Origin of the sequence: Nitratidesulfovibrio sp. 1201_IL3209 (assembly GCF_036763125.1) — a bacterium.
In the GTDB taxonomy this organism is placed as follows: domain Bacteria; phylum Desulfobacterota; class Desulfovibrionia; order Desulfovibrionales; family Desulfovibrionaceae; genus Cupidesulfovibrio.
The window spans coordinates 1-18,603 of record NZ_JBAIYT010000012.1 but is presented as its reverse complement, the minus strand read 5'-3'; the positions used below and the strand labels follow the sequence as shown (position 1 = coordinate 18,603).

Below are 18,603 nucleotides of genomic sequence, written 5' to 3'. Positions count from 1 at the left end.
CACACCCATGCACGCATCCCCAAGCCCCGGGGGCGGTGCCACGCGCGGCGTCCTGCTGGCGCTGTCGGCCACCGTCATCTGGTCCGGCAATTTCATCGTGGCCCGCGCGCTGGCCGACAGCATGCCCCCGGTGTCCGTATCGTTCGCGCGGTGGCTGGTGGCCACCTGCGCGCTGCTGCCCTTCGGCATCGGCCCGCTGCGCCGCGAATGGCCCGTGGTGCGGGCCCATCCCGTATATTTCCTGGTGACCGGCTTCGTGGGCGTTTCGGTGTTCAACACCTTCATCTACGTGGCCGGGCGCACCACCGCCGCGCTGAACATGGCGCTCATCGCCACGTCGTCGCCCATCTTCATCATCCTGTTCTCGCGGATGTTCCTGGGCGAGGCCGTGACCGCGCGCCGCCTGGCCGGGCTGGCCACGGCGGTGTGCGGCATCGTGGTGCTGGTGACGCGGGGCGACCTGGCCCGGCTGGCCAGCCTGACCTTCACCAGCGGCGACCTGTGGATGGTGGCCGCCTCCATGCTGTTCGCGGGGTATTCGGTGCTGGTGCGCAAGCGTCCGGCGGGCGTGGGGCAGACCACGTTCCTCATGGCCACCTTCATTCCGGGCCTGCTGTGCATCGTGCCCATGCTGGCGTGGGAGCTTTCCACCGGGGCGGTCCCCGTGTTCACGCCGCAGGCCGTGACCGGCGTGCTGTACGTGGGGCTGGGGGCGTCGCTGGTGGCCTACCGCTGCTGGAACCTGGCCATCGCGGCCATCGGCCCCAGCCGTTCGGCGCTGATCTACTACTCGCTGCCCGCGTTCAGCGGGCTGGAGGCGCTGCTGCTGCTGGGCGAGCCGGTGACGCCCGCCCACTTCGTGAGCGGCGCGCTGATCCTCGGCGGCATCCTGGTGGCCACGCGCGAGTGAGGTTCACATCCGGCCCGTGCTTCTGCCTCTGACGCTGGCGGCCGGCACTCCCGATGGTCAGCCCCGGAATTCCCCCACGTCCATGCCCAGCCTGCCCAGCATCTTCTGGATGGCCACCCGTGACAGGCCGGACAGCCGGGCCGCCTCGGACACGTTGCCGCCGGTCTGGGCCAGCAGGTCGCGCAGGTAGCGTTCGGTGAACTGGTCGGTGACGCGGGCCTTGGCCATCTTGTACGGCGCCACGGCGGCCCCGCCAGGCGGAGCGCCGCCTGGTCGGCCCGCGCGGGCCGCATCCCCTGCCTGCCCCCCGTCCGGCGTACCCGGCGCGACCTGCACACCTGGCGCGACTGGCGTACCTGGCGCACCGGCGACGCCGCTGCCCCCCGCTCCTCCCGCGATCCCCCCGCATCCCGCCTGCCGCGCCCGAAGCCAGTCGCCCGTGCGGCCATGCCCGCCCACGGCCACGTGGCGCACCGTGTCCATGCCCAGTTCGTCCCCGGTACAGAACAGGGTCAGCCGACGCACCACGTTCTGCAGTTCGCGCACGTTGCCCGGCCAGTCGCGCCCGGACAGGTGGTCGAGCACGTCCGGGGACACGGTCTTCTGGGGCAGGCCCAGTTCGTCGCAGGCGTTGCGCAGGAAGGTGACCGCCAGCAGGGGGATGTCCTCCATCCGCTCGCGCAGGGGGGGCACCCGGATGGTGACCACGTTGAGCCGGTAGAACAGGTCTTCGCGGAATTCGCGCGAGGCCATGCGCGCCTCCAGGTCCTGGTTGGTGGAGGCCACCACCCGCACGTCCACGTTTTCGGTGCGGCCCGACCCCACGGGGCGGATTTCGCCCTCCTGCAGGAAGCGCAGCAGCTTGGTCTGGATGGGCTGCGAGATGTCCCCGATTTCGTCCAGATGCACGGTGCCGCCGTCGGCCATGGCGAACAGCCCCTTGCGGTCGCGCTCCGCCCCGGTGAAGGCCCCGCGCACGTGGCCGAACAGTTCGCTCTCCAGCAGGTGTTCCGGAATGGCCGGGCAGTTCACGGCCAGAAAGGGCATGGGCGCGCGCTGGCTCTGCCGGTGGATGGTGCGGGCCACCATTTCCTTGCCGGTGCCCGATTCGCCCCGCACCAGCACGGTGTAGTCCGACTGGGCCACGGTGGCGATGGTGCGGCGCAGGGCCTGCATGGCCTGCCCCTGCCCCACCAGGTCGTCGCGGCCGGTGCCCAGCGAAACCACATCGCGCAGACGGCGGTTTTCCGCCAGCAGGCGGCTGCGTTCCAGCCCCTTGCCCAGTACGCGCGCCAACTGGTCCGGCTCCACGGGCTTGGCCACGAAGTCGTAGGCCCCGGCGCGCAACGCCTCCACCGCCGTCTCGATGGAGCCGTGCGCGGTCAGCACCACCACACTCAGGTCCGCGTCCTGTTCCAGCGCCATGGGCACCAGTTGCAGACCGGTCATGCCGGGCATGCGCAGGTCGGTGATCAGCACGTCCACCCGCTGCGCGCGCAGGCAGTCCAGCGCCTCGGCACCGGAAAACGCCTGCGCCACCTCCACCTCGGGAAACAGTTCCGCGGCCAGCCGCGAAAGCCCCCGGGCGAAGTCCGGTTCGTCGTCCACGATGAGCACGCGCGGTCTGTGGGGCATCATTCCTCCCGGATTGGGGCGGCGCTGTCCGCCGGGCAGGCGGCAGCCGGGCCGGGCGGGGAGTTGGGCGGGCGGCCGGGCGACGCCGCGCCCAGAATGGGCAGGGACAGCGGCACGGGTCCGGCGGGCGGCGTGGGGCATACGGCTCCCACCACCGGCAGGCGCACCGTGAATTCCGCCCCGCCAAGCTCGGCGCTGTCGCCCGCCGTCACGCTACCCCCCGCGTCCACCACCAGGCCGTAGACCACGGCAAGGCCAAGGCCCGTGCCCATTTCCTTGGTGGTGAAGAACGGATCGAACACATCCTTGCGCAGATGTTCGGGTACGCCGGTGCCGGAATCGGCCACGGTGGCCACCACCTCGCCGGGATTTTCGCCCCGCCGCACCCGGATGCGCACCCTGCCCTCGCCCGAGGCGGGCAGCGCGTCCAGCGCGTTGAGCACGAGGTTGCTGAAAATCTGTTCCAGGGCCTGCTCGCCCGCGGTAACCGGGGGCAGATCGGGCTCGGTGTCCGCCGTGACCGTGGCGAACTTCTTGGCGGCCTGCACCCCGAAGACCTCCGCCACCGAACGCGCCACCCGGGCGATGTCCGCCGGCGCGACCCCGGCGGCCTTGGGCCGGGCGAAGTTCAGAAGGTCGCGCAGCACGCGCTGGGCCTGCCGGGTGTGCCGCAGGATCACGTCCAGGTCGGCCTGCTGCTGGACATCGCCGGTGTTGCGGCGCAGCAGTTCGGCGTAGCACAGGATGACCCCGAGGGGATTGTTGATCTCGTGGGCGAGGCCGGCGGCCAGCTTGCCCACGGTGACCATCTTCTCGCTCTGGCTGACCTGCGCGAACATGCGCTTTTCCAGCGTGGTCTCGCGCACGTAGACCGCCGCCCGGCCCGGCTCGTCGGCCCCCCGCGCCAGCGGGTACAGGTTGACCATGAACGAGCGGCCGCCCGGCAGCACCACCTCGCGCGATTCCGCTCCCTGTGCCGGGGCGGGCATGCTGGCCCCGGCCCGTGCTCCGTCCCCGTTGCCTCCCGCCCCGCCGCCGCGCAGGGCGGCCAGCAGGTCGCCCGACGGCGCGGAGCCGCCGGAAAGTTCCAGCGACAGCCGCCGCGCCCCCTCGTTGGCGATGATCACCGAACCCGAACCGTCCACCAGGGCCAGCGGGTCGCGGATGCCCTCGAACACCGACTGGAGCACGTCCATGTGGCGCATCAGCCGGTCCAGGGCCGAAAGGTTTTCGGCCACGGTGCCCAACTGCCGCCCCAGCGCCGCCAGCACGTCCAGATTCTGGCGCGCCGCGTCGTCGGCGTCGTCCCATTCCAGGCACAGCAGCCCTTCGGCCGCGCCCGCCTGGGCCTCCACCGGCACGAAGATGGAAGCGTCGCTCAACAGGGCGCACCCGCCGGTGAGCACGGCGGCCAGGGGCACGGGCAGGTCGGGCCGACGGTCGCGTTCCGGCCAGGCATAGAAATTGTGCGAGGCAAAGGTGCACACGTAGGCGATGCGCCGCGCGCCGAAGCGCCGGGCGACCTGCGGCAGGGCGTAGCGCCACAGCTTCTCGCGGGTGCGCAGGCCGCGCATGTCCTCGAACAGCTTCACGAACAGGTCCACGTCGGCGCGGCGCTCGCCCGCCTCGCGCGAGAGTTCGGCGGTGCGCTCGTCCACCATCTGGCGCAGATTGTCGGCGTAGCTTTGCAGGCGGGCGCGGGCGTCGGCCAGGTGATGGGCCACCTGCTCGATGCCGTCCACCAGTTCCTCGATCTCGTCGCCCTGCTCCAGCCGCGCTATGAGCGCGGCGGGCCTGTCGCCCCCGTCGCCAAGGGTACGGCGAAACACCCCGGTCAGGCGGCGCAGGTTGCGCACCACCAGCACGCGGAACACCACGTTGGCCGAAGAGAAGAAGATCAGCGCGCACACGATGAGGAAGGCGAAATAGGTGGTGATGGACTGGCGCAGGTGCGACACCGCGTCGGAAACGGGCACCCCCACGTAGTCCAGGCCGGCGATGGCATCCAGTTCCTGGCCGAACCCCCTGTCGCCGTACATCTCCACCAGTTGCGGCGGCGCGTCCGCCGGGTCGCCATGGCAGGTCATGCACGGCGCGGCAAAGGCCACGGGCCGGGCGATGACGTAATACTGCTGGCCGCCCACCGTGTCGTAGCCGGTCCACAGCGACTGTTCCGGGTGCAGGCGGAAATGGCTGATCAGCCCCCGCTCGTGGGGGGTGGCCTCGAAGGCCGGATTGCGCGCGCCCATGGCCACGCGGCGGTAGATGTGCCCCGCGCCGTCGTTATCCATGCGGTCCATGACCTGGCGCGAAATGTACGACGAGGACATGGCCTCGATGATGAATTCGCCGGGGTGGGTCTCCAGCATGCGCGGGCGCAGCGCCTCGCGCACGAAGCCCTGGATGGCGTCGATCTGCGAGAAGACCAGCCGCGCCTTGGCGTGCACCTCCTCTTCCAGCACCGTGCGCAGGTGCATGTACAGCACGGTGGCGAACAGCCCGCCCAGGCCGATGACCGCCACGGCCAGACCGGCAAGGAACTTGTGCTGAAGGGTGTGCGGCTTTGGAATGTACATGCGCGGGAACGGCCGGAGGCACCGGCCGCCTCGGTGAAAAGTGGGGATGGCGGCAGCCTAGCCGCCGCCATGCCCCCCGTCAAGACGCCCCGAACCGGGCAGACCGGGCGCGGCGGACAGGGCATGCAGGGCCGGACAGGCAGAGGCAGTACGGGGCGGACGCGCAGGACGGGGCGGGCGCGGCGGTCACGCGGGGTATCCCGCGCCCCGGAGCGGAGCACGCGGCCGGGGCATGCGGCTCCGGCCCTCAGCGGGCCACGGCGGTTCCGGCGGCGGGACCGGCGGCCATCGGGGCCGCAACCGGCCCGGGGGCGCCGGGTTCCCCGCCCTTCGCAGGGCCCGTCGGCGTGAACCGCCAGGTGGAGCGGGAATTGATCTCCGCCTGCTGCGACATCTCCACGTCGGTGTAGTACAACTGCCCGCTGCGGATGCCGTAGATGTCCTGCACCTCGCCGTAGTGCTGCAACGCGGGCAGGTGCGCCACCACGCGCGGCCCCGCAACGAAGAACAGCGCCCACAGCACCGCCACGGAAACGCCAAGGGCGGCAAGCCGCCCGATGAAGGTATGACGCAACGGTTGTCGCATGAAGGCTCCCGTGAAGGGGAGCCCGCCCCCGCGGATTGGGACGGGCTCCGGCATGTCCCCTAGATCTTTGCGGTAATCTCGGGGAACACGATGTAGAACATGATGTAGGCCATGGTCAGCGTGAGCACCAGGTTGAAGCTCTGGCCGCACACGTACAGGATGAGCGGCTTGCCGCCCTTGAAGTAGTGGGCCAGTTCGCGGAAGTTGGTGGCCAGGCCGATGGCGGTGAAGGCAAGGCAGAAGAACCAGCCGCGCGCCGAGGCGGTAAGGCCCTTCAGCACGCCCTGGTCGAGCAGGGCCTTGCCCATGTCCGGGCCGAGGTTGCCGCTGATCAGCGAGAAGATGATCGACGCTGCCAGGAAGCCCAGCACGAACTTGGGGAAGCGGTGCCAGATCTCGCCCACGCCCACCGAATGCCCTTCGCGGGCCTCGACGCGGGTGCACCAGTACACGGCCACGCCGAAGGCGGTGACGCCGATCAGCACGTTCTGGATCATCTTGATGGTGGCGGCCACGTACAGGGCCTTTTCGCCCAGGAACGCACCGGCCGCGGCCACCGCGCCGGTGGCGTCGATGGTGCCGCCCATCCAGGCGCCGCCCAGGATGTGGGGCATGCCCACGGCCTTGATGAAGGCCGGCATGGCGATCATCATGATGGCGGTGAACACCAGCGACAGGCCGATGGCCAGGGTCAGTTCCTCTTTCTTGGCCCGGCAGGCGGCGGCGGTGGCGATGGCGGCGGAGGTGCCGCACACCGACATGTCGGCCGAGATGGTTATGTTCAGGGTCTTGGATTCCATCTTCAGGATGCGCTGGCCGAAGATGAAGGTGCAGATGAGCACGATGGGGGTGACCACCCAGGCCACGAAGATGCCGGGAATGCCGATGGCCACGATCTTGTCGAACAGCACTTCGGCACCCAGCAGCACGAGGCCGGTCTTGATGAAGTATTCCACCTCAAGGGCGGGCTTGATCCACTTGGGGGTGCCCACGGTGTTGGCGATGAGCATGCCGATGATGATGGCCCACGCCTCGGTGCCGATGCCCCAGTACTTCATGGTGGACTGGCTGCCCATCATGGTGGCCAGGCACGCCACCGCGAACACGCCGATGAAGCCCGCGAGGAAACCGGGCACCGACTTGCCCATGAACTTCATGCCGATGGCGAAGAACAGTCCCATGCCCACCATGAGCAGCGGCAGGCTGGTCAGCAGGTTCATGGGCTTGGACTTGGCCTTGTCGGCGGCGGACTTGGACTTGGCTTCGGCGGCGCGCCATTCGGCGATCTTGGCCTGCGCCGCGTCGTTCAGGCCGGCGTCGGCGAAGGCGGCGTCAGCGGCGGCCTTTTCCGCGGCCACGGCGGCCGCCATGGCGGCTTCGGCCTTGCCCTTGGCTTCCACGGCCTTCTCGGCGTTGGCGGCGGCCTTGGCGTCCGCGGCGGCCTTGCTCACGTAGAAGGAATCGAGGGGATTGCCGCTCCACCCGCCCGGTTTTTTCAGGAAGGCGGAAATGGCCTTGCCCGTGGGGCTGTCCATGGCCTTGACCTTGGCCTTGTCGTCCTGCGCCTTGTAGTAGGCCATGGTCTTGAACGGCGCGCGCTGCGCCTCGGCGGCCATGACGGCGTTGGCCTTGGCGATCTTTTCGCCGTATTCCGCCGGGGGATTCAGCAGGTAGATGCAGATGCCCGCGATGATGATGACGAAGCCGAGCCAGATGGCCCAGTAGTCTTCCTTGGTCCACAGGTCGGACAGGCGCGATTGCCCGTGGTCGACGACGACGTTGCTGTCGTTGGTTGCCATGTTCCGATGCTCCTCCTTGCGGTTTGCCGCCACCGCCGGCAGTGCGGATGGCGGGCATCCCTTGCTAATCAAGAGGCGTGCCAGACCCATGGAGCAGCATGTATTTTTTTATTTCACCAGGTTACAGAAGCACCCCTCTCTTCGGGATGACAACCGTGGTTATCGGTGCAAAGTCCGGTTTCCATTTTCCGGTGCCTCCCCGGGTATGCAACGCGAGCGGGCCGCCCCAAGGGGCGGCCCGCTGATGTTGCCGGTGCGGTGTTCGTGAACAGCCGGCCTGGCGGCCGGGATACGGCGTGGGAAATGGAGCGCGGCGGCCGGGCCGGGAACCCGGTCCGGGGAGTCGACTCGGGGAATCGGACGCTCAGTCCTCGCGCGGGGGGCGGCGCTTTCCGTCCGAGCGGCACTTGCCGCACACCCCGAACAGGTACATGCGGTGCGAGGTCAGCACGTAGCCGTGGCGGCGCGCAAGATCCTCCTGCAGCCGTTCTATCTCGTCGTCCAGCACTTCGATGTTCTCGCCGCAGGCTTCGCAGATGAGGTGATCGTGGTGCTTGCTGCCGTACTTCTGCTCGTAGCGGGCCACCCCGTCGCCGAAGTGCACTTCCTTGGCCAGGCCGGAATCGCACAGCAGCTTCATGGTGCGGTACACCGTGGCCTGACCCACCGAGGGGTCCACGGCCTTGACCCGCTCGTACAGTTCTTCCGTGGTCAGGTGTCCACCGGCGCTCATGAACACCTCGACGATGAGCATGCGTTGCGGCGTGACCTTCAGGCCGTTGCGGGCGATGTACTCGTGAAACACGTCTATGGCTTGCTTCATGGGTCTCCTCGCTATGTGGGCGTGGTCAGGCTGTTCCTATACCGTGTGCCCGGCCAGTGCAACAGGACGATACAGTGGCAGGAACAACGGGGACCGGAACGGCCTGCCGGAAGCCCCCCTAACGCAGAATTTTCGTCCGTTGACAAGGAAAACGAGCCTGCCATGAGGGAGTATGCCTCAGCCGTTGGCGAGTCTTCGAGCCTTACGGATGAGGGCCGCAACGCGCTCTTCTCGTATTCGACCGAGCCTTAGCCGTTAGGTGAGCGAAGCGAATCTTACGGATAAGGACAGCAAAGCCATGGCAGGCGAAGTTTGACCTCGTTGCGCACGATGTCCGTAGGGCTCGCAAGCTCGCCCAACGGCCACGCTTCGCGCCCTTCGGGTCGGAAGTCAACGGGCGAAAAGACAAGTCAGGGCTAGAGCACCCGCTCCACGCGCCAGCCCCGCTCACCCGCCACGCGCTCCAGCGCCGCGCCGCCCAGCACCGCCACCCGGCCCGTGCGGGCCGCCCCGGCCATGACGTCGGCCAGGGCGCGGAAGTGGTCGTTGGTGGTGGAAAGGATCTCGTCGCGCATCTGCTGGCGCGCCGCGTCGGAATCGCCCGCCAGGCGGCGGTATAGCGCGGCCGCCCCCTTGGCGTCGGGCAGCATGTGCTTGTCCACGTCGCCGATGGCGCCCACGATGGCGTTGGCCAGTTCCGTGGACGACAGCGAGACCCGGCGCAGGTAGTCGGCCGTGGCGTCGTACACGTCCAGCGTGGCGGCCACGTTGGGGTCGCGGTACGAAACCTGGGTCAGCAGGCCGCTGGCCCGGTCGAAGGCGCAGAACGCGCCGTAGGCCCCGCCCTGCACGCGCACCCGGTCCCACAGGAAGGCCATGCGCAGATGCTTGAACACCACGTTGGCCGAGCCGTGGTAGGCGTAGCCGAGCCCGTACAGGTCCGCCGCCTTGCCCACGTAGTTGACCTGCGCGGGCATGACCAACGCTTCTGCCTCGACCGGGGTGCCTTGGGGGTGCCACTCGGCCACAGCTAGCGCAGCAGGCGCATCAGGCAGCGCCCCGGCCAGGGCGGCGGCCGGGCCGGACGCGATGCGCCCGCCCTCCGCGTCGGCGGTGAGGTTCATCAGGCAGCCGGAACGGCGCAGGACCAGCCCGCGCAGGGCCGTGAGGTCGGCCAGCACGCCGTCCCAGTCCTTTTCCATGCGCTCGGCCAGGGTGCGCAAAAAGACCAGATACGACACGCCGGTAGTGACTTCGTCCAGCCAGCCCGCCGCGTTGTAGCCCGCGCGCAGCCGGGCCATGACGATGCCGTGGCCGGACGGCGCCAGCACGTGCTCCTGCCGGGCCTTTTCCTCCAGCACCATGCGCTGGAAGCGTTCCCGGTCGTCGAACCTGGCCTCCAGCAGCACTTCGGACAGGATGTCGTACAGCGCGGGCACCTTGTCGTAGGTAGCCTTGCCGTGCACCACCAGCCGCGCCACGGGCTGACGCGCGCCCAGGGTGGTGGCGAACAGGGTGTCCGCGTCCATGCCGCCCGTCTTGCGGGCGATGCGCATGCCAAGGTCCACGAAGTCGCGCCTGGCGGTGCCCATCTCGAACAGGGCGCGGCCGAACAGCGGCACCAGGGGCACCAGACGCGCGGGCACGGCCGAAAGGTCGAAGGTGGTCTCGGTGTAGGCGATGTCCGAGGTGTCCAGGTCGTGGAACAGCACGGGCACCGCGCCCGCCTCCCTGTCCTCGCTGGGGATGGGGCGGTTTTCCCCGGGCAGGTCTTCCAGCTTCAGGCCGGGGATGGTGGCCAGGGCATCCAGGCTGTCCGGGGCCTCCTGCAAGGTGCGCAGGGCGCGGGTTTCCTCCACCAGGGCCACCCGTTCGCACTGGCGCAGGCCCTGCCGATAAGCCTCCAGCCGGGCGGCCTCGGCGGCCTCGCGCCGTTCGGCCAGCCCGCGTTCGGGGGTCAGCAGCACCGTGGCCACGTGCTGGTTGTCCAGCAGCCAGTCGCGGATCAGCCCTTCGAAGTACCGCTCGCCCGAGGCGATGCGCGCCTTGATGGCCGCCAAGGGCTTTTCCCATTCCAGCAGGGCCAGCGGGTCCTCGTCGTACAGCCAGGTGGTCAGGCTGCGCACCATCACCGCAAGGCCCACCGGGTAGCGGCCGGAATTGTTCTCGCGCAGGGCGAATTCCACGCTGTTCACGGCGGCCTCCACGGCGTCGGCGGGCAGGCCCTCCCCGGCCAGGTCGGCCAGGGTTTCCATGATCAGCATTTCCACGCTGGAGGCGTCCGCCGGGTCGATGCCCTTGAGCCCCACGGAAAAGTACATCTGGCGCAGGTCGCTTTCCAGACCCACCCCGGCCACGTCCTCGCCCAGGCCCGATTCGATCAGCGCGCGCCGCAGGGGCGAGCCGGGCAGGCCCAGCAGGATGTGCTCCAACATCTCGAAGGCGAAGTTGCGTTCCACGTCGGCGGTTTCGCACAGCAGCCAGTTCATGGTCACCATGCCCCGGTCGTCGCCCTCGGAGGCGGCGTAGCCCACCTCGAGCATGCGCGGCGTATCGGAGCGGGGCTGCAAGGGCACGGCGGACTCCACCTCGATGCGGTCGAAGCGGGCCAGCACCCCGGCCAGGCAGGCCAGCCGGTCGTCTTCCGGGTCGTCGCCCCAGAAGAAGAAGCGGGCGTTGGAGGGGTGGTAGTAGCTGGCGTGGAAGCCCGCGAACTGCTCGTAGGTCAGGTCGGGGATATGCTCCGGGTTGCCGCCGGAATCGAGCCCGTAGGTGATGTCGGGGAACAGCGCCTGCTGCGACTGCTCGGACAGGATGGATTCCGGCGAGGAATAGACGCCCTTCATCTCGTTGTAGACCACGCCCTTGTAGGCGAAGGGGCCTTCCGGCGCGTCGGCCTCGATGTGCCAGCCCTCCTGCCGGAAGATTTCCTCGGTGATGCGCGGAAAGAACACCGCGTCCAGATACACGTCCACCAGGTTGCGGAAGTCCTGGAGGTTGGCCGAGGCCACCGGGTAGCAGGTCTTGTCCGGGTAGGTGAAGGCGTTGAGGAAGGTTTGCAGCGAGCCCTTCAGCAGTTCCACGAAGGGCTCCTTGACCGGGTACTTCTCGGACCCGCAGAGCACCGAATGTTCGAGGATGTGGGCCACCCCGGTGGAGTCGGAGGGCGGCGTGCGGAAGGTGACGCCGAAGACCTTGTTCTCGTCGGCGTTGCAGCAGGAAAGCAGTTGCGCGCCGGTGGCTCCGTGGCGCCACAGGCGGATGCGGCTGTTCAGTTCATGGACGGTACGTTCGAAAACGAGATCGAACCCGTGGGATTGCATGCGTGGGATTCCTCCGTAGGGGGGTGTCATGACCGGGGCGTGGCCAAGCCCGAGGGCGGCATGCCCGAGTGCGGCGTGGCCCTGAGACGGTCTGGCCGGACAGGCGCGGATGGAACTGTGGGGTTCCGCGTGGCGCGCCGACGCCCCGCAGCCTTGTACCATGAACATTTCGCGGCGTCATGGCAACCGGGACCGCCAGGGAGCCGGACCCGCGAGGAAAATGAAACGGACGGTCCTCAGCAGGAACCCGGCCCATCTTCCGCGCCGCCCGGCCACGCGGGCTCCACCCGGTCGCGGCCCAGGCCCTTGGCCCGGTACAGGGCGTCGTCCGCCAGGCGGAACAGTTCCGACGGCCCGGAGACGGCCAGCCGCTCGGTGCTGGCCACCCCGATGGAGATGCGCACCGGAATGCGCGTGCCCGGCCCCACCACGAAGGTGCCGTCGCGCACGGCGCAGCGCAGCCGTTCGGCGGCGGTCATGGCCCCCGCGCCGCCCACGCCGGGCATGATCACCGCGAACTCCTCGCCGCCCACCCGCGCGGCCACATCCTGGGCGCGCAGTCCCGCCCGCAGGATGCCCGCCAGGGTCGTCAGCACCCGGTCGCCCTCCTGGTGGCCCCAGGTGTCGTTGACCTGCTTGAAGTGGTCCAGGTCCAGCATCAACAGCGAAAGGTCGGTGCCGTCGCGCAGGTGCCGGGCGAACTCGGTTTCCAGCATCAGCTCGAAATGCCTGCGGTTGTACAGCGAGGTCAGGGGGTCCACCAGGGTCAGGCGTTCCAGGTGCTGTTCCTTGCGGCCCAGGTGGTAGCCGAACACGGCGAACACCAGCACCCCGCCCACGGCCATGTACACGTCGAGCACCAGTTCGTACCGGGGGTGAGTGGGCGTCAGGTCGAACAGCCAGCGCAGCAGTTGCCAGCCCAGCGGCGCGCCGAGCCCCAGCGCGGCCCCCTGGACCAGCCGCAGCAGCCGTGCCTTCGGCTTCCGTGCACCGCCCCCGCCGTTGCCGGCCATGATCCACCCCGCGTTGGGCGCCCCCGTTGGACTGTGAAAAACAGCCCCTAGCGCATGTAGGACCGCGCAATGCGAAACACGTCGTCGTAGCCCAGCCGGGCCTTGATGCCCAAGGCCAGTTCCACCGACATGGCCATCTTGTCGCGCACGTCGTCCAGCAACACCTGCTTATGCTTTTTCAGCCACTTGCGCACGAAGGGCGCGTCAAAGCCATCGGCCACCAGGGACATGCCGTCGGCGAAGAAGCGCGAGCCCATGTGTTCGAGAAAGGGACGGCAGGCCATCCTGCCATGATGGCGGGAAAGCAGGACGTAGAACAGCAGGGCCACGATGAGCCTGTCGTCCTGCAACCGGTGGGACACGTCGAAGAACCGTTCGGCGGGGGGCTTTTCCCCGGCCTGGCGCAAGAGTTCCTGCGCATAGCCCAAGGCCTTGTCGGTGGTGATGGGCGGGGAAGGATACAGGGCGGCGATGCGGGCCATGGTGCGCAGGGGGTTTTCGCCCCCGGCCACGTCCATGACGGCCACGCGCATCAGGTCCAGCCGCCGGTCCAGTTCGCCGCGCAAGAGGTCGCCCCGCGCGGCGGCGCAGCGGCGCACGCGGTCTTCGCCCATGTCGCCGCTGAAGGTGATTTCCAACAGGTGCCGCACGAAGGGCTCGGAGGTGAATTCCGCCTCCTGGTCCAGCCCCTTGAAGTTGCGGCGGTTGCCCACCAGCTTCTTCAGGGAGAGCCAGTAGGCGGCCACCCCTTCCATGGGCATTTCGAGGAGGTCGAAATCCCTGATGCTCTGCGATGCGGTCTGCGACATGGCACCTTCCGCCCCTGCATGGTCACGGCGTTCCGCCCCCCGGCTGGTTCTTTCCTGTAATGATACAACCGTTTCGGGCAGTTGACAAGGAGAGGCGTGAAACATCCGGGCATGTCGCGGGCGGATTTCAGGCCGGGCGAAGCGGCAGGCCGCAGCCATGGACACGCGTAGAGGGGAATGCGTGACCACGGAACGCGCGAGGCCATGCAGCCGCCGCATGCCGGTCCCGACGCAAGGCACAAGCGCCCGTCATCCACTGACGCAAGCGCCCGTTATCCACGGGCGCACGCGACTGTCACTCACGGGCGCACGCGCCCCTGAGGGGGGCGGCACGGAGGCAAAGGCGAGGGGGGAAAAGAACGCCAAAGGCGAGGGGGCGGACCCCGCCCGGCGGAACGGACGGCGCAAAGGCCGTCCAGCCGGGCGGGACGCTAGACGTTGACCAGCGAATTGTCGGTGCCCGCGAAGGGGCAGTACTCGTAGCTGTCGGCCCGGCCGTCGTTGAGCCAGCCGGATGCGCCACCCGCCAGCAGGTAACGGAAGCGGTATTCGCGCCCCGTCTCCAGTTCCACCTCGGCGGTGAACCCACCGTCCTTCAGGCGGCGCATGGGGGTGGCCCGCTCGTCCCAGTCGTTGAATTCGCCCACCAGGAAGACCTCGGTGGCCTGCCCCACCTCGTCCGCCTCCAGGCGGAACTTCACCTTGCAGACGGGCCTGCTCTTCAGGAACTGCTTGGTCAATGCCATGGCTTTCCTCCATGGTGCCCGGTCGCAAACCGGGGCACTGTCGTCAAAGGGATACCCGGACTTGTGACAGGAACATTATATGCCGGAAAAGGCAACCCCGGTGAATGACGGCCCCGGAGGCCACGCCGGGCGCAATTTCCAGCCGGGGGCGCATCCGGACGCCGGGACAACGGGATGCCGGCCGACGCGGCGTTTAGCCGGGCCGGGCGGGCGCGCGCAGCCCGGTCGCGGTCGCCCTGGCCTCCTCCGGCCGCCCCCGTATTGCGTGCATATGCGAGCGATTCCGCTCCCCCCACGGCGCGCGGTGCGCCCCCGCACAACGCGAAACGCGCACTCCCCGGCCCTGCCGGAACGTGCGCGCGCGCAATCACGAAATATGGACGTCGCAGCCGCCGGGGGGGACCGCCGGACCGCGAGGCGGCATCCTCTCCCGAGGGCCGCGGGCTCACGGGGTTCAGCCGTTGGCGGCCTTCAGCGTTTCCTCCACGCTGGCCAGCAGGGCCGCGTCGGACGGGGCCGCATCCAGCCCGCACAGGCCGCGCACGGCCAGCAGCAGCATGTCGAGTTGCATGGACATGTCGCACCGGCCGTTGTTGATGACGCAACGGTCGCCTTCCACGCGCAGGCGGTAGGCGCGGCGGCTGCGCGCGGCCCCGCTGCCGGAGACGATGTAGTAGATCTGCTCGTTGTCCTCGGTGACGTAGAGCTTCTGGCGGGTGAGCACGCCGGTCTCGTCGTCGTACCACGAGCATTCGGAGAACAGGCGGCCCTTGAACGCGATGTCGTGGCCCGCGTCGTTGCGCAGTGAAATGTCTTCCATCGCCCTGCAGGTCATGTCCGAACCCATGCGCGCCTCCTCACGATGTGGGAAGGGTTAGCTGTCGGGGGCCTTCCGGTTTCCTGGCCTTGGCCGGCGCCGGGCGTTCCGCGGGCGGCGTGTCCGCCGGGGATTCTCCGTCGCCGAACAGGGCGCCGCCGCCCTGCGCGGTCCAGAAGGCTTCCAGGTCACTGCGCGATATGCGGTAGCCGCGCCCCAGGCGGGCAGCCCGCAACGTGCCGTCCTTGATGGCGCGGCGAAGCGTCTCCTTGTGACAGCTCAGGAGAACCGCCGCTTCCGCAAGGGTAAAGGTGGTCTTGGCCATTCGCGCGTCCTTACGCATGTGGCGCATGCATGCGCATGCAGGCAGATGCGGACACTTGCAGGCGCCACGGCCCGCTCCGGCGCACGGGGCACCCACCATCCGGCACTCGCCATTGGGCCGCGCGCCGCGTGCCCGCGCGGCGGACGGCGACCTGCCATGCCTCCCCCGGCGCCGCATGGCGGCCCCGCATGGTCCGTGGGGGGGCCGGAATGTTCCGGCCTTCGCCCATCTCCTGCTCGGACTAGCACCGACAATCAACTGGTGTCAACAATACTCCACTCCGTGCGCACACGCACCACCATGATTTACCGGAAATGACCCTTTGTCACTTTCGTCCGCCATCACGCGGCCAAGCCTGTCCAAGGCTGTTCCCGGCTGTGCAAGACCGTTCCCGGCCATGCAAGGCCGCCCATGATCGTACATGACGGCTCACGTTCGCGCATGGCTGTACATGATCATCCAGGCCCGCCCCCGGCTGCCATCACCACGTTGGCGCTCCTTCCCCGCCCCGACTTCAGGACGCGAAAAGGCCCGCCCCCCTGCGGGAGCGGGCCTGTCGAATCATGCACCGCGCCGGTGTCAGCCCTGCACGATCTCGCGCAGGCGCGCGGCCAGCGCGCCAAGATCGTTGATGGCCCGCGCCGCCTCTTCCATGCGCCGTGCCGTGTCGTCGGACAGGTTGCTGACCTGGGTCACGCTGCGGGTGATCTCCTCGCTGGCGGCGGACTGTTCCTCCGCCGCCGTGGCGATGGACGTGACCTGCGCCGAAGTGTCGTTGACCAGCGCCACGATCTCGCGCAGCGCATCGCCCGAGCGGCCCGCCAGCGACGTGGCGTTGTCCACGGCCCCGGCCACCTCTTCCATGCTGGCGATGTTGCGCGCGGCCCCGGACTGGATGGTCTCTATGGACCGGCGCACTTCCTGCGTGGCGTTCATGGTCTTTTCGGCCAGCTTGCGCACCTCGTCGGCGACGACGGCGAAGCCGCGCCCGGCGTCACCGGCGCGGGCCGCCTCGATGGCCGCGTTCAGCGCCAGCAGGTTGGTCTGGTCCGCGATGTCCGAGATCACGTTCATGATCTGGCCGATGGATTCCGCCTGCCGTCCCAGTTCGCCCAGGTTGCCGCGCAGCACGCCGGTAAGGTCGCTGACCTGGCCGATGGCGGCCACGGCGTCTTCCACCACCTGCGCCCCCTCGCGGGCGCGGGCCTGCCCGCCGTCCGCCTGGCGCGAGGCGTTGGCGGCGCTGCGCGCCACCTCCATGATGGTGGCGTTCATCTGCTCGATGGCGGTCACCGATTCGGTGATCAGCCCGCGCTGGTTCTCGGTGCCGCGCACCACGCCCTCGGTCTGGCGCTCGATGGCCCCGGTGGCGTCAGCCACCTGCCCGGCCACGGAGGCCAGTTCGGCGTTGACCTTTTCCATGCGCTCCATGTGGGCGTGCAGGTCGCGTTCCTTCATCACCAGTTCGGTCACGTCGCTGGCCACTTCCAGGTACCCGGCCTTGTTGCCGTGGCAGTCGCGCACGATGTCGCCGTAGGGCCGCACGAAGCGGGTCTGGCCCAGCAGGTTCAGTTCCACGATGTCCGCCTCGAACCGGCCCTGAAGGCGCATGGCCTGGCTGATGGGACACTGTTCGGTGCCGCAGATGGAGGCGTTGAAGATGGAACTGCACTGGCGGCCGCGCACCTTCTCGCCGTCGTCCACCCCGGCCAGCCGGGCCACGGCCGTGTTGGCGAGGATGATCTTGAAGTCGTCGTCCACGGCGAACACCGGGTCGGGGATGGCGTTGACCACGTTCTTGTAGCCTTCCACCGAGCACAGGATGTCCTCTATCTTGCCCATGAGCCGGTTGAACCACCGGGCCAGTTGGCTGATCTCGTCGCGGCCGGAATCGTCCAGCCGGTCGTTGAGGTTGGCGCGGTCCTCGGTGATGTCGCGGATCAGGGACACCACGCGCGACACCGGCCTGGTGACGAAGCGCGAGACCAGCACCGAGAACACCACCCCCGGCACCACCAGCAGCGCCGCCAGCGCGGCCAGCATGATGCCCGAGAAACGTTCGAAGATGGCCGTGGCCCCGCTGATGTTCGAGGTGTGCACGAACACGCCCACCTGCTCGCCCCGGTAATCCTTGACCGGAAAGGCCACCAGCGCGGTGTCGCCGCCCTCGGCCGTGGTCAGCCCCTGCTTGCCCGCCATGAGCAGTTGCGGGGTGACCATCGCGGCGGCGGGAATCTGCGGGTTGCCCGCGGCGAAGATGAAGTCGTTGCCCACGCGCGGGTACTTGGCGGTATCGCTCATGCCCTGGGCCAGCGAGCCCAGCGAGGCGTTCATGTACAGCAGCACGTCCTCGCCCTCGGCGCTGGAGGCGATCTTGAGCAGCGGCGCGAACTCGATGAGCACCTCGACGGAGCCGATCTGCCTGCCATCCGCCCCCTTCACCGGCGAGACGCCGCGGATGTCGAAGCCGCCGCGCCCCACCTCGATGCCCTTCATGGGCTGGCCGGTGCGGTTCACGTCCACCACGGTCTTGCGGAAGGCGGAAATGTCGTCGGAAACGTCGATGTCCTGGCCGTCGCGCTTGATCTGCTTCTTGCTCCACAGCCGCACTAGGCTGCGCCCGTTGGGCAGGTGGAAATGCAGCTTGAACTTGCGTCCGGTCACCGCCTCGAACGAGGCCAGGTGCGCGGCAAGGTCGCGGCGCAACGTCTCGCGCGCCTGCTGCGCCATGGGATCCTTCTCGTCGTCGATCCTGCCGGAAAGCGCCACCGCGTAGGCGGCCTGCACCTCCGGCAGTTGCGAGAACAGCGCGGCCTGCTCCAGGGCCTGCGCGGCCAGCAGTTCCACCGACTGGGTGACCTCGTTGGCCTTGGCCCGGGCCATCTGGCGCAGGAAGACGCCCTTCAGGTCGGTCAGTTCGCCCGCCAGGAACCAGTATGCGCCGCCGCCCAGCAACAGTACGGACAGCGCGAAGGGAAGAAAGAGTTTTTGCCGAATGCCCATCATGACCCCCGTCTTGATAGTTCCACGCGCACCCCCGTGCACGCGGTAGAACCATTGATCCTACCTGCCGTATCGGAAAAAACAACGGGGCCATTAGATCGTGAAAATAAGAAGGCTCTAGACCATCAGGCCAAGCCCTGATAGGCTAGAATCATGTTTAAAAACAGCAAATTAAGCCGCTACAAAATCGGAAAAATTGCTGAATGCTTTTGCATCGATATTGATGCCACCAAAACTG

The 18,603-nt window shown here is 68.5% G+C and carries 13 protein-coding genes and 1 pseudogene; 2 read left to right on the top strand and 12 right to left on the bottom strand.

Annotation, left to right across the window (positions count from 1 at the left end):
• Positions 1–7: 7 nt before the first annotated feature.
• Entirely contained in the window at positions 8–910 is a 903-nt protein-coding gene (locus tag V6B97_RS07615) for a DMT family transporter (RefSeq protein WP_333505903.1), read from the top strand.
• 57 nt (positions 911–967) lie between these two features.
• On the opposite strand, the gene V6B97_RS07610 is transcribed toward V6B97_RS07615, so the two are convergent.
• The 12 genes from V6B97_RS07610 to V6B97_RS07555 form a co-directional block, all read right to left on the bottom strand.
• The gene (locus V6B97_RS07610; protein WP_333505901.1) at positions 968–2,545 is read right to left on the bottom strand and encodes a sigma-54-dependent transcriptional regulator; all 1,578 of its coding nucleotides are present in this window, start codon (positions 2,543–2,545) and stop codon (positions 968–970) included.
• Complete coding sequence (locus V6B97_RS07605) at positions 2,545–5,121, bottom strand: c-type heme family protein (RefSeq protein WP_333505900.1); 2,577 nt, start codon at positions 5,119–5,121, stop codon at positions 2,545–2,547. Before V6B97_RS07605 ends, V6B97_RS07610 begins: the two co-directional genes overlap by 1 nt.
• A 247-nt stretch (positions 5,122–5,368) precedes the next feature.
• Positions 5,369–5,707 (bottom strand): hypothetical protein, encoded by a 339-nt coding sequence (locus V6B97_RS07600; protein WP_333505899.1) that lies wholly within the window; start codon positions 5,705–5,707, stop codon positions 5,369–5,371.
• Between the two features lie 59 nt (positions 5,708–5,766).
• Entirely contained in the window at positions 5,767–7,506 is a 1,740-nt protein-coding gene (locus V6B97_RS07595; protein WP_333505898.1) for a YeiH family protein, read from the bottom strand.
• 364 nt (positions 7,507–7,870) lie between these two features.
• Positions 7,871–8,329 (bottom strand): Fur family transcriptional regulator, encoded by a 459-nt coding sequence (locus V6B97_RS07590; protein WP_333505897.1) that lies wholly within the window; start codon positions 8,327–8,329, stop codon positions 7,871–7,873.
• Positions 8,330–8,745: 416 nt separating this feature from the next.
• Positions 8,746–11,652, bottom strand: a complete 2,907-nt coding sequence (locus tag V6B97_RS07585; protein ID WP_333505896.1) for an insulinase family protein — start codon at positions 11,650–11,652, stop codon at positions 8,746–8,748.
• 236 nt (positions 11,653–11,888) lie between these two features.
• On the bottom strand, positions 11,889–12,665 hold the full coding sequence (locus V6B97_RS07580; RefSeq protein WP_333505895.1) for a GGDEF domain-containing protein: 777 nt from the start codon (positions 12,663–12,665) through the stop codon (positions 11,889–11,891).
• Between the two features lie 47 nt (positions 12,666–12,712).
• Positions 12,713–13,474 (bottom strand): hypothetical protein, encoded by a 762-nt coding sequence (locus V6B97_RS07575; protein ID WP_333505894.1) that lies wholly within the window; start codon positions 13,472–13,474, stop codon positions 12,713–12,715.
• Positions 13,475–13,905: 431 nt separating this feature from the next.
• Positions 13,906–14,220: an isoamylase early set domain-containing protein gene (locus V6B97_RS07570; RefSeq protein WP_333505893.1), complete on the bottom strand. Its 315-nt coding sequence runs from the start codon at positions 14,218–14,220 to the stop codon at positions 13,906–13,908.
• A 454-nt stretch (positions 14,221–14,674) separates the two neighbouring features.
• A complete protein-coding gene (locus V6B97_RS07565) occupies positions 14,675–15,067 on the bottom strand; it encodes a hypothetical protein (protein WP_333505892.1) in 393 nt (130 codons plus the stop codon).
• 10 nt (positions 15,068–15,077) lie between these two features.
• Entirely contained in the window at positions 15,078–15,362 is a 285-nt protein-coding gene (locus V6B97_RS07560) for a helix-turn-helix domain-containing protein (RefSeq protein ID WP_333505891.1), read from the bottom strand.
• Between the two features lie 579 nt (positions 15,363–15,941).
• On the bottom strand, positions 15,942–18,365 hold the full coding sequence (locus V6B97_RS07555; protein ID WP_333505962.1) for a methyl-accepting chemotaxis protein: 2,424 nt from the start codon (positions 18,363–18,365) through the stop codon (positions 15,942–15,944).
• A 153-nt stretch (positions 18,366–18,518) separates the two neighbouring features.
• Between V6B97_RS07555 and V6B97_RS07550 the strand changes: the two are divergent.
• Positions 18,519–18,603, top strand: a pseudogene (locus V6B97_RS07550) (IS1595 family transposase); the annotation flags it as partial.